The organism is Sinomonas sp. (assembly GCF_051955515.1).
Taxonomy (GTDB): Bacteria; Actinomycetota; Actinomycetes; order Actinomycetales; family Micrococcaceae; genus Sinomonas.
On the sequence record NZ_JBQCGQ010000038.1, the window covers coordinates 1 to 11,845 of the forward strand.

Annotated in this window: 12 protein-coding genes; 8 read left to right on the forward strand and 4 right to left on the reverse strand. The window is 68.1% G+C overall.

Annotation, left to right across the window (positions count from 1 at the left end):
- Positions 1–376: lysophospholipid acyltransferase family protein (locus ACTHL9_RS01950; protein ID WP_440516972.1), on the forward strand; the 376-nt coding region annotated here is incomplete at its 5' end.
- Between the two features lie 52 nt (positions 377–428).
- A complete protein-coding gene (locus ACTHL9_RS01955; protein WP_440516973.1) occupies positions 429–1,820 on the forward strand; it encodes a class II 3-deoxy-7-phosphoheptulonate synthase in 1,392 nt (463 codons plus the stop codon).
- A 17-nt stretch (positions 1,821–1,837) separates the two neighbouring features.
- Here the strand turns inward: ACTHL9_RS01955 and pknB are convergent, their stop codons facing one another.
- Both pknB and ACTHL9_RS01965 read right to left on the reverse strand, forming a co-directional pair.
- Positions 1,838–3,856: a Stk1 family PASTA domain-containing Ser/Thr kinase gene (gene pknB / locus ACTHL9_RS01960; RefSeq protein WP_440516974.1), complete on the reverse strand. Its 2,019-nt coding sequence runs from the start codon at positions 3,854–3,856 to the stop codon at positions 1,838–1,840.
- A gap of 85 nt (positions 3,857–3,941) precedes the next feature.
- The gene (locus ACTHL9_RS01965) at positions 3,942–5,090 is read right to left on the reverse strand and encodes a LysM peptidoglycan-binding domain-containing protein (RefSeq protein ID WP_440516975.1); all 1,149 of its coding nucleotides are present in this window, start codon (positions 5,088–5,090) and stop codon (positions 3,942–3,944) included.
- 166 nt (positions 5,091–5,256) lie between these two features.
- Here ACTHL9_RS01965 and ACTHL9_RS01970 point away from each other — a divergent pair, with 166 nt between their 5' ends.
- Complete coding sequence (locus ACTHL9_RS01970) at positions 5,257–5,610, forward strand: Rv2175c family DNA-binding protein (protein WP_440516977.1); 354 nt, start codon at positions 5,257–5,259, stop codon at positions 5,608–5,610.
- A gap of 8 nt (positions 5,611–5,618) precedes the next feature.
- On the opposite strand, the gene ACTHL9_RS01975 is transcribed toward ACTHL9_RS01970, so the two are convergent.
- Positions 5,619–6,719, reverse strand: coding sequence for a polyprenyl synthetase family protein (locus tag ACTHL9_RS01975; protein ID WP_440516978.1), 1,101 nt, complete (start codon positions 6,717–6,719; stop codon positions 5,619–5,621).
- Between the two features lie 2 nt (positions 6,720–6,721).
- A complete protein-coding gene (locus ACTHL9_RS01980) occupies positions 6,722–7,255 on the reverse strand; it encodes a hypothetical protein (RefSeq protein ID WP_440516979.1) in 534 nt (177 codons plus the stop codon).
- Positions 7,256–7,422: 167 nt separating this feature from the next.
- On the opposite strand from ACTHL9_RS01980, the gene dinB reads away from it, so the two are divergent.
- From dinB to ACTHL9_RS02005, 5 genes are all read left to right on the forward strand, one after another.
- A complete protein-coding gene (gene dinB, locus ACTHL9_RS01985) occupies positions 7,423–8,667 on the forward strand; it encodes a DNA polymerase IV (protein WP_440516980.1) in 1,245 nt (414 codons plus the stop codon).
- A 229-nt stretch (positions 8,668–8,896) separates the two neighbouring features.
- A complete protein-coding gene (locus tag ACTHL9_RS01990) occupies positions 8,897–9,268 on the forward strand; it encodes a DUF3040 domain-containing protein (protein WP_440516981.1) in 372 nt (123 codons plus the stop codon).
- A 284-nt stretch (positions 9,269–9,552) separates the two neighbouring features.
- Positions 9,553–9,984 carry a division/cell wall cluster transcriptional repressor MraZ gene (gene mraZ / locus ACTHL9_RS01995; protein WP_440517003.1) on the forward strand — a complete coding sequence of 144 codons (432 nt, stop codon included), beginning with the start codon at positions 9,553–9,555 and terminating at the stop codon, positions 9,982–9,984.
- 159 nt (positions 9,985–10,143) lie between these two features.
- Entirely contained in the window at positions 10,144–11,142 is a 999-nt protein-coding gene (gene rsmH / locus ACTHL9_RS02000; protein WP_440516982.1) for a 16S rRNA (cytosine(1402)-N(4))-methyltransferase RsmH, read from the forward strand.
- On the forward strand, positions 11,139–11,843 hold the full coding sequence (locus tag ACTHL9_RS02005) for a hypothetical protein (protein WP_440516984.1): 705 nt from the start codon (positions 11,139–11,141) through the stop codon (positions 11,841–11,843). The genes rsmH and ACTHL9_RS02005 overlap by 4 nt, the downstream gene beginning before the upstream one ends.
- Positions 11,844–11,845: the final 2 nt, after the last annotated feature.

An 11,845-nucleotide genomic window follows, 5' to 3' on the forward strand; every position in this document is an offset into this window, starting at 1 on the left:
TTCTCCCGACGGGCGGCTCTACCGGGGGAAGGTCGGCGTGGCCCGGCTCGCCCTCGAGACCAGAGTCCCAGTGGTGCCCGTGGCCATGATCGGCACGGAGAAGGTGCAGCCCATCGGGCAGCGATTCCCCTCGATCCGCCGCGTCGGCATCATCTTCGGCCGCCCCCTCGACTTCTCCGAGTATTACGACCGCGCGGACGATCGGGCGGTCAAACGGCTCGTCACCGACCGGATCATGCAGGAGCTTCAGCGACTCTCCGGGCAGGAGTACGCGGACGTCTACGCCGCCGCGGTGAAGGCCCAGCTGGCTGCGGAGCGCGAGGGGCAGCAGGCGCTGAGGCCGGCCTCCGGCGAGGGGACGACGCCGGCCGCGTAACGCCGTCGTCAGCTCGCCGCTGCGCCCCACGCCCCTGAGCTAGCCTTGTCTCGTGACTCAACTCTCCACCCCTCCGCCGGCCCCCTTCACAAGCACGTCCCAGAGCGGTGCCGCGGACTACCCGGGGCTCGACGACTGGCGGTCCCTTCCCGCGTCCCAGCAGCCCTCGTGGGCGGACACGGAGGTGTTCGCGCGGTCCGTCGCGGAACTCTCGATCCTGCCGCCGCTCGTCTTCGCCGGCGAGGTCGACCTCCTCCGCCATCGCCTCGCGGATGCCGCCCAGGGAAGGGCCTTCCTCCTCCAGGGGGGTGACTGCGCCGAGACGTTCGAGGCCGCGACCGCGGATCGGATCAGCGCGCGGGTCAAGACCATTCTTCAGATGGCCGTCGTCCTGACCTATGGTGCGGCGATGCCCGTGATCAAGATGGGGCGGATGGCCGGCCAGTTCGCCAAGCCGCGTTCGTCCGACTCGGAGACGCGCGAGGGCGTGCCCCTGCCAGCCTACCGGGGCGACATCGTCAACGGCTATGAGTTCACCCCCGAGTCTCGGGCCCACGACCCTCGCAGGATGCTGCAGGCGTATCACACCTCGGCCGCCACGCTGAACCTCATCCGTGCGTTCACGCAGGGCGGCTTCGCGGACCTCCGCCTCGTCCATGCGTGGAATCAGGGCTTCACCAAGAACCCTGCGCACGCGCGCTACGAGTCGCTCGCGCGCGAGATCGACCGAGCCGTGAAGTTCATGGATTCGTGCGGGGCCGATTTCGAGGCGCTCAAGCGCGTCGAGTTCTTCGCGAGCCACGAGGCGCTCCTGCTCGACTACGAGCGGGCCCTCACCCGCATCGACTCGCGCACCGGCCTTCCGTACGACACCTCGGCGCACTTCCTCTGGATCGGGGAGCGCACGCGCGAGCTCGACCACGCGCACGTCGACTTCCTCTCCCGGGTCCGCAATCCGATCGGTGTGAAGCTCGGCCCGAGCGTCACGGGCGATGACGCGCTGCGGCTCATCGACCGGCTCGACCCGGAACGCGAGCCGGGCCGCCTGACGTTCATCACCCGCATGGGAGCGAAGAACATCCGCGAGAAGCTTCCGGCAGTGGTCGAGAAGGTCACTGCTTCTGGCGCCCAGGTCCTGTGGGTCACGGACCCGATGCACGGCAACACCGTGACCTCCCGCAACGGCTACAAGACGCGCCGGTTCGACGACGTCGTGGACGAGGTGCGCGGGTTCTTCGAGGTGCACCATGCCCTCGGGACCGTTCCCGGCGGGCTGCACATGGAGATGACCGGCGACGACGTTGCCGAGTGCCTCGGCGGCTCAGACCCCATCGACGAGGCGGCGTTCGAGGACCGCTACGAGTCCGTCTGCGATCCGCACCTCAACCACCTGCAGTCGCTCGAGATGGCGTTCCTCGTCTCGGAGGCGCTCACGCGTCGCTGACCTCCGACTCCGCCCGGTCAGACCACCGTGAGGGTGATGGTCGAGCCCTCCGGAACGTCGCGGTCCACGGGATCTTGGGCGCGGACCGTGCCGAAGAACCCGCCCAGGATGTTCTCCACTTTGACGGTGAACCCGAGCTTCTGGAGGGCGTCCTGGGCTATGCTGGCCTGCTGGCCCACGAAGTTTGGCACGTGGACCATGCGCGGTCCCTTGGAGAGGGTCAGCGTGATCGTGGAACCCTTCGTGGCGCTCTGTCCGGCAGCTGGCGACTGCACCGACACCGAGCCAGCGGGGACGTTCCGGTCGAACACGGTGGCGTCGTCGATGGACGGGCGGAATCCGGCGGCCTGGAGTGCCGCAACCGCATCCGCCTGCTTGAGTCCCACGACCTTGGGGACGGGGATTGGCTGCGGGCCCTTCGACACCGTGAGACTCACGGTGCTGCCGTGCTTGAGCGGAGTGCCGGCGGCTGGGATCTGGGCGACCACGACTCCTGCGGCTGCCGTGTCGCTGAAGGCCTCCGTGACCGGGCCGAGGACCATCTTCGCGTCGCTGAGCGCGGTCCTCGCGTCCTGGAGGCTCTTGGAGGTGAGGTCGGCGAGCGGGAAGAGCTCGGGGCCCTTCGATACCATGACTTGGACGCCTTCGAATTTGCGCACCTGACTGCCCGCATCAGGCACGCTGCTGACCACGAGTCCCGACGAAATTGAGTCGTCGAAGACGTCATGCGTCGTGAAGCCGAGGCCTGCCTGCTGGAAGAGCGCCTGAGCCTGAGCGACCGTGAGGTTCTTCACCGGAGGCACGGTTGCGAGAGCGCCGGGCCCGAAGCCGAAGAACCAGCCGACGGCGGCGGCCAGCACGGCGAGCACGACGACGATCACCAGCCAGACGACGCCACGTCGCCGGGGATTGCCTCGCCCCAGCTGATGCGTTGGGCGCGCTGCGGCGATGCGCGCCGCGCGACCGGCCTCCTTGTCGTGACGACGCTGCTCCCGAGGCGTGAGCGGAGCCGGGGCAGGGGGGCGCGGCATGACGCTTGTGTGCCCTGGTCCGCCAGCGGCGAGGATCTCCGTTCCGCCCGGCGCTGGATGGCCCGTCGCTGGATGGCTTTGGACTGGACGGCTCAGGGGCGCGATATGTTCCGTCGGGGCTTCATGGCCGCGCGCGGCCGGCGGGAGATAGTCCAGCTGAGCGTCGCTGAGGGAGCGGCGGATGTCACGGATTTCGCTGAGCAGCGCGAGCGCGCTGGGCGGCCGCCCGTCGGGGTCCCGTCGGGTCATCCAGCCGACCAGCTCGTCCAGCTCGGGGGCGAGCCCTGGCGCTAGCGCCGACGGTGGAGGCACGTCTTCGCTCACTCGCCGATACGCGATCTGGCCGCGATCATCGCCGGTGAACGGGGGCCGCCCGGTCAGCATTTCGAACAGCATGATCCCTGCCGAATAGAGATCCGTGCGGGAGTCCACGACCGTCCCCGTGAGCATTTCGGGGGAGATGTACTCGGCTGTGCCGAACAGAGTGTCGGTGACGTTCGCTGAGGCCAAGCTGCGTGCGAGGCCGAAGTCCCCCACCTTGACGCGCCCATCGTCGGCGAGGAGGACGTTGGCCGGCTTGACGTCACGGTGGATGATCCCCGACGCGTGGGCTGCGGCAAGGCCGTCCACCACGGCGTCGATGAGGGCGAGGGCCTGCTTCGGCGCGAGGGGCCCGGTCTCGTCGAGGAGCTCCCGAAGCGTCCGACCCGGGACGTACTCCATCACCAGGTAGAGGACGCCCTCGTCCTCGCCGCGGTCCAGCATCGATACAACATGGGGGTGGGAGAGCTGGGCGGCAGCAATCGCCTCCCGTTCGAAGCGCTCGGCAAAGCTGCGGTCGCGGCCAAGGTGAGGGTGCAGCACCTTGAGCGCCACGCGGCGCCGGAGGATGGTATCCATCGCCAGATAGACCGTGGCCATCCCCCCGGCCCCGAGCAGCGACTGGACCTCGTAGCGCCCTCCGATCAGGGCGCCGACAAGGCCGTCCGTGTGCTGTCCGTTCACTCTACGATCCTATGCCGAACGCCCACCCCTCATCAGAAGGGCAGGCGCTCAGCGTGTAGGGGTTTGGCTAACGGAAAAGATCCGGCTAGCGAAAGAGATCCTGATTCGCCGTGACCGCCTTCACATAAGCCTTCGTATCGTCGAACATCCCCCGCTGCGCCACCGAGGTCTGGCCCTGGTAGTAGCCGGCGATCGCCGCGTCCTGGTCTGGCCCGGCGTCGAGGAGGGCGCGCAGGATGGCGATGCCCGCGGTGACGTTGTCGCGGGGATCGAGGGGGTTGAGCTTCCTCCCCACGAGATCAGACGCCCACTGCGCCGAGGAGGGCACGAGCTGCATGACTCCGATGGCGTTTGCGGGGGACACGGCCCGCTGGCTGAAGCCGGACTCCTGATACGCCAGCGAGAGGGCGAGCACGGGATCAACGCCCATCCGCTTGGCCGTGTCCGCCACGATCTGCTTCATCTGGTCCCGAGTCGGGACCGGCGCCGAGTTCAGGATGCGCTTGTTCTCGTTCGCGGAGGCGACCACGGCATCGGGATACGTGAAGCCGAGGAAGCTGTCATCGACGAGAGCCTGGGGCTTGGCTGCCGATGCCGGGGCCACGGCCGGGGCGGCGTTGCCGCCGGGAAGCATGAGGCTTCGGCCGGAGTAGATCACGGATGTGAGGCTCAGGCCGTTGGCTGACAGGAGGTCGCCGAGCGGGACCCCGAGCTTGGCCGAGATCCCGTACAGCGTGTCCCCTGGCTTGATCCGGTAGCTCCCGGCCGAAGGGGTTGCCGGGGCCGCGGCAGGCGTGGACGGGGACGGATCTCCGACGAGCCGGAGCTTCTGGCCCGGATGAATGACGGAGGTGGCCTGGAGTCCGTTGAGCTCGAGGATGTGCCGCCAGTCGAGCCCGAACTGGGAGGCGATCCCGATCACCGTGTCGCCGAGGGCCACGGTGTAGACGTTCGGCGCGGAGGTCGCGGTGGGAGCGAGGCGACTTGGTACGAGGGCGGCAATCGAGGAGGCCGGGACCACTTCCGCTCGGGTGGCCGATGCGTGGACGGCGGCGCTGCGGACCGAAGCCTCCACTGCCTCAGAGGGGTGCAGCTGGGCGGGAGTCATCGCCGCAGAGACCGGTTCGGCGAGGGCGAGTGAGGAAAGGACCACTGCTGGGAGCGCCGCGGTCGTGACGGCAACGGCGGGGAGCTTCGACTTGGTCCCGGGCACAGCCTGACGGGTGGCCGACATTGGAATGTCCTCCCTGTGACAAGGGTTCCTGATGTTACTGGTGATGAAATTGACAGCCAAAGATACTTCTGTGACAAAAGTGAATCTCTCATGGATCACCCACCAGCACAAGGCGGGAGGGCCGCCGGACTAGGAGCGATCGGCCCGTCCGTGGCACGCTTGACGCGTGAGTGAGATTGAAGATCTGGTGTCGGATTGGCTGCCCCTGCCAGAAGTCGCGGAGCGATTGGGCTGCAAAGTGACGAAGGTGCACGGCCTTCTGGATGAGCGAGCCTTGGTGGCACTGAGGGTGGGGGAGCGGAGCATTCGCTCGGTGCCTGCCCTCTTCATCGACGGCGACCACGTCGTGGACAGCCTGAAGGGCACCATCGCCGTGCTGGCCGATGCCGGTTTCTCCGACGAAGAACTGATTGCCTGGCTGTTCACGCCCGATGAGTCTCTTCGCGGCCGCCCCATTGATGCCCTGCGTGAAGGCCGAAAGACGGAGATCCGCCGCCGTGCGCAGATCCTGGCCTGGTAGTCGGAAAGTCAGGCGGCCCGCTGCACGGCGGCTAGGCCGAGCGTCCGCAGCGCAGCCTTGACGTCCTCGGGGACCTTCAGGTCCCCGAGGGCCTCGAACGACTGCGTGGAAAGCCGATCGATGAGCTGTTCTGTCGCCTCAAGAGCACCGCTGGTGCTGATCACATCGCGCAGCCGCTCGACGTCGTCGTCCTCGAGATCCTGACGCCCAAGGCTCCTTTCGAGCAGCGAGGCGCCCTCCGCCGTCGCGCGCTCGAATGCGTACGCGACCAGCACCGTCCGCTTGCCTTCCCGCAGATCGTCTCCCGCGGGCTTGCCCGTCGTCTGCGGATCGCCGAAGACGCCGAGGACGTCGTCCCGCAACTGGAAGGCCTCGCCGAGGGGCAGGGAAAAGGCGGAGTACGCCCTGAGCAGCCCCTCGTCCGCGCCGGCGAGCGCTCCGCCGATGGCGAGTGGGTGCTCTGTTGAATACTTGGCGGACTTGAAGCGGATCACGTTGGCGGCAGCGCGCACGGCCTCCGTCCGGGGCCGCCCCGGCCCGGCAACCTCTTCGAGGATGTCCAGATACTGTCCGGCCATCACTTCTGCGCGCATCGTATTGAAGATGCGCCGGGCCGCGGTGCCGAAGGCGGCCCTCGATCCGATGCCGGTAAACGCCTCTTCGCTGAAGGAGAGGCAGAGGTCGCCTGTGAGGATGGCAGCGGCCTGTCCGAAGCGCTCCTCGTCGAGCGCCCATTCCTGATCGCGGTGGAGCTGGCCGAAGCGCCGGTGCACGCTCGGACCGCCTCGGCGGATGTCCGAGCGGTCGATGATGTCGTCGTGGATCAGAGCTGCGGCCTGGAAGAGCTCGAGCGCCACGCCCGCCTGGACAACGGCTGCTCCCTTCGGCTCCCCGCCCGCGCCCCGCCAGCCCCAGTAGCACAGCAGGGCCCGGAGCCGCTTGCCGCCGGTGACGAGGCCCGAGATGGCCTCCATCAGGGGGGCCACGTCGGGTGACACGCGGGACATCACGGCGCCGTGGCTCGTCAGGAAGCGGTCGAGCGCCCCGGCGAGCGCGCTCCGGTAGGCGTCCTGTTCGTCGAGCTGGGTCCCAGCGGGGTCGGCGGGCATGGCTACTTAATGGTCCCAGGGGCCACAGATGCTCCCACGGTGTAGGTTGTGCGGCCGTTGACCTCGACGACGGCAACGTTGACCGTCTCCTTGCCCCCGGAGCGTACGAAGTCCTGGCTGTCCGTTGAACCGACCTTGGTTGCGGGCACCGAGGTGAAGCCCTGCGCCGAGAATTGCCCGGCATAGAAGGCGAGGATGTCCCCGGCCGCAGCGTTCGTCGAGGCGACGAGCGACGCCGTTGACGGGTTGGCCGTCGCGTCATAGCTCGTGGAGAGGGGAGTCGAGCCTGGCATGACGGGGATCAGCTTCGTTGGGAAGCCCGCCACCATGGCGTTGACGGTGGCCGAAGCGGAGGCCGAAGCCGACGCCGAGGCGCTGGCCGAGGACGAGGCCGTGCCGGTGGCGCTGGGGCTGCTGGAGGCGGCAGCCGCCGGGCTCGAGGTGGCGGAAGAGCCGGAACCGGAGCAGGCGGAAAGGAGAAGAGCGGCGGCGGCGGCCACAGAGATCAGGTTTCCTCGACGGTTCCACTTCTTCACTGCCACTCGCATCCTCCGCAACGTCTCGCTCTGTCTGTCGTTCCCTTCTCGCGCCCTGATCCGGGCCGAGCCCCCGGTCAAGTGTAATTGGCGCAAGGCTGAGGCCCGGTGCCGGGCTCTAGCCCGCGATGGATCCGCAACGTGGTCCGCCTGCCTACGATGAATGGGTGGAGAGCCGAGAAGGGCGCGAGGCGCCTGAGCCGCTGAACGAGCAGCGGCTCCGCGGGATCCTCCACGTGGACATGGACGCCTTCTTCGTCGGAGTCGAGCAGCGGGAGCGGCCCGAACTGCGGGGGCGCCTGGTCATCGTCGGGTTTCCCTCGGAGCGCTCAGTGGTGCTCTCCGCAAGCTACGAGGCGAGGGCATACGGCGTGCGAAGCGCCATGCCGATGTCGGCGGCTCAACGGCTGTGTCCAGGGGCCATCATCGTGGAGCCCCGCCATCAGCTCTATTACGAGGTCTCGCGCGAGCTCATGGCCCTGTTCGGCGAGTACACCGACCTCGTCGAGCCTCTCAGCGTCGACGAGGCCTTTCTCGACGTCTCAGGTGCGGTCCGTCGGCTCGGGGCCCCGGAGCGGATCGCCTGGTCGATCAAGTCCGAGGTCCGGTCGCGGCTCGGCCTCACGGCGTCCGTCGGTGTCGCGGCTACGAAGTTCGTGGCGAAGATCGCATCCGCGCGCAGCAAACCGGACGGGCTCCTGGTCATCAGGCCCGAGGAGACTGTCCCGTACCTCCATTCGCTTCCCGTGACCGCGTTGTGGGGAATTGGCGGCAAGACGGCGGAAGTGCTGGCGCGTCTCGGGATCCACACCGTGTCGGATCTGGCGCACACCCCCGATTCGACGCTCCAACGGGCGCTGGGCTCGTCGGGTCTTCACGCCAAGGCCCTCAGCTGGGGGCTCGACGATCGCCGGGTCACGCCGCACCGGGATGAGAAGAGCATCGGGGCGGAGGAGACCTTCGCGAAGGACGTCGTTGACGACGGCGTGCTCCGGAGGGAGTTGCTGCGCCTCGCCCACCGGGTCGCGTCCCGCCTCCGCTCGGCGGGAATGGAGGCTGGCACCGTTGCCCTGAAGCTCAGGTATGCAGACTTCTCCACCCTGTCCAGATCGCGCTCCATCACGGTGCCGACCGACTCGGCCCAGGTGCTCTTCGAGGAGGCGACGCGGCTCCTCGCCGCTCTGGGACCTCGGCCCCAGAGCGTTCGCCTCGTCGGGCTCCGAGGCGAACGCCTCATCCGGGGCGGCGGCGGTGTCCAGCTGAGCCTTGAGCGGCGCGACGACAATTGGCGCACAGCCGAGCAGGCTCTTGATGCGGTGACCGCACGGTTCGGGCGGTCCTCACTGCGCCCGGCGAGCCTGCTCGACGACGGCGAGGACCGCCGTCGTCCGCCGGAAACACCGGCGCCCTGAGGGGCGCCGGTGCATCGTCGGCCCCTTTTGGTTGACGGGGTGAGAGCCTATCCTTAAAAGACCTTGAATATCGGTGAAGCATCGAATCGGCGGGCAGCCGGGGGAGTGGTGCCGGACGGGCGGGGCGGCTCGTTGAAGCCCCGACCGATGCTCGCGGAACTGGACGTCGGTCCGATGCGTTGTGCTGATGGCGGACGGTGTCCGGCGCAGCAAGCATGAAGGAGTCGCGATGCCTCTCTCCGAGCACGAACAGAAGATGCTCGAGCAGCTTGAGAAGCAACTGCACGAGGAAGACCCGAAATTCGCGGACTCTATGGGGGCCGACGCCCTACGCCGGTTCTCCACACGCCACATCGTGCTGGGCGTGCTCGGCGTGATCGTGGGGCTTCTGGTTCTGCTCCTGGGCGGGGTCCAGTTCTCGAACATCTTCGTGGGCGTCGTGGGGTTCCTCATTATGGGCGCGAGCGTCTACTACGGAACGCTCAGGGGATCGGGACGTCTGCGCGCGGCCAAGGGCGGACGCGCGAAGAGCGGTTTCCTCTCCCGCCTCGAGGCGCGCTGGGATGAGCGCCGCAGGGATCAGGGCGGGCCCGCCGCTTAGCCCCACTTTCCTCCCCTACAGCCTTCGTGAGACCCGCCGCCGGCGGGTCTCACGGCATTTAAGGCTCCACCACGGACTGTGCCTCTCCCCGGGCCTCCTGATCCCTCCACTTCACGCCACCCCGGTTCTCTCGCGAGATGTCGGGGTTTTTACATGTAAAGGACGAAGAAAAAGTCCCCGTGTCGCGTTGACGGTGGGGAAGAGTGGAGTAAAGTGGGGGCAGTAAGAGGGAAGTGGGCGGATAGGGACGTGCTGCCCCTCGGACAAGACGGGTGGTGGTGCCGGTGTTGCTCGGTACGCATTCGCCACGTCTGGACGAGAAGGGTCGGCTCATCCTCCCGGCGAAGTACCGAGACGAACTGGCTGACGGGCTGGTTCTGACACGGGGCCAGGAACGCTGCCTCTACGTCTTCAGCCAGAAAGAGTTCGAGCGGATTCACGAGCAGATGCGAGAAGCCCCTATCTCCTCGCGTCAGTCGCGTGACTACCTCCGGGTCTTCCTGTCTGGAGCCTCTGACGAGGTGCCCGACAAGCAGGGGCGCGTCACGATCCCCCAGAACCTGCGGAAGTACGCAGGCCTGGACCGGGACCTCGCCGTGATCGGTGTGGGAGCCCGGGCTGAGATCTGGGACGCCCAGGCGTGGGAGGACTACCTCACCGAGAAGGAAGGCTCCTTCTCGGACACCGACGAGGAGGCCTTGCCAGGCCTCTTCTGACGGGAAGGCCGGCTGGCCGAGATCTCCAGCCGCCCGCGGCCCCGTCCTGGCTCACCTTCCCCGGAGCCAGGCTGGGACCCACGGTGCGGAGGGGGATCCCGGCACACCGGACCGAAAAGCGCTTCACAGCAGGATGACGACGGCAGCGAAGGAGGGGATATGCCGCAGAACGACGACGAACGCCCGACGTCTGAGCGGCACGTCCCTGTGCTCAAGGACCGCTGCGTCTCCCTGCTCGCCCCGGGCGTCGAGGCCGCTCGCGTGGCCGGGAGGGCGCCCGTCGTCGTGGACGCGACGCTCGGGATGGGCGGCCACAGCGAGGCCATCCTCGCGCGCTTCTCCGACGTGACGCTTGTGGGCATCGACCGGGACGAGCAGGCGCTCGCTCTCGCGGGGGAGAGGCTGGCACCCTTCGGCGGACGTGCCCGTCTCGTGCATGCCGTCTATGACGAGATCGCCGCCGTCCTGGCCGAACTCGGCCTCGAGGGCGCAGACGGGATCCTCATGGACCTCGGCGTGTCGTCCCTTCAGCTCGACGAACGGGAGCGCGGCTTCGCGTACTCCTATGACGCGCCGCTCGACATGCGCATGGATACGAGCCGCGGCCACACCGCCGCAGACGTTGTGAACACCTACGCGGTCGAGGACCTCACGAGGATCATCCGGGCGTGGGGCGAGGAGAAGTTTGCAGGCCGCATCGCCCGGCGCATCGTCGATGCGCGGGCCTCGAAGCCCTTCGAGACGACGGGGCAGCTTGTCGACGTGATCCGTGCGGCAGTTCCAGCCGTCGCGGCCAAGACGGGGGGGCACCCGGCGAAGCGCACGTTCCAAGCGCTCCGCATCGAGGTCAACGAAGAGCTAGATGTCCTCGAGCGCGCGGTGCCCGCCGCGATCGGCACGCTCCGACTCGGCGGCCGGATCGTCGTCATGTCCTACCACTCGCTGGAGGACCGGATCGTCAAGACCGCCCTCCAGTCACGCGCCCGCTCGTCGGCGCCTCCGGGATTCCCCGTGGAGCTGGAAGAGCACAAGCCGGAACTCAAGATCGTCACGCGGGGCACCGAAGTCCCAACGGCCGAAGAGATCGAAGAGAACCCCAGGGCCGCCTCGGCCCGCCTGCGAGCCGCCGAACGCATCAAGGTCAGGAGCACACGATGAGCGCAGCCGCCCAGCGGACGGACATTACCCTCGGCACGTCAGCCGTCGTCGGTAGCCCGGCCCCAGCGAGTCCGCGCGAGCGTGCACCTCTCTCGCTGGTCCGCACCCTCCCCGTTCGCCGGCGCGCGCCGTTCGCGATCTTCTGCCTGGGAGTTCTCGCTACGGCCCTCATCACCGTCTTGGTTCTGAACATCGCCGTTTCCACGGGTCAGTACCAGCTCGTGCAGCTGCGCAGTGAACAGCTTGGCCTCGAGAAGGAGAATCAGGAGCTCCAACTTCGTGTCCAGAACTACGAGGCTCCGCAGAATCTCGCCGCCCGCGCGGCACAATTGGGCATGGTCACCTCAACGTCGAAGGGTCAGATCGACCTGAAGACGCTTCTGGTCACCGGACAGCCGAAGCCGGCCCAGAAGAGCACGGACAAGGGAGCAGTCATCCCCGCGCCTGAAGTTCCGGGGCTGGTGGCGGCCAACCCTGCCGCTTCGGCGGCGCCCGCTGACGCGATCAAACCGGACGCCAAGGCCAGCCAGGCTCCGGCGGCTTCGCCGGCCAACGCACAGCCCGCTTCGCCAGCGCCGGCAGCCGCACAGCCAGCGCCGGCAGCCGCACAGCCAGCGCCGGCAGCCGCACAGCCAGCGCCACCGGCTCAGCTGAACGGCGGCTCGGTGCCGGCGCCGAAGCAGAAGGTGCCTGGCCAGTAGGA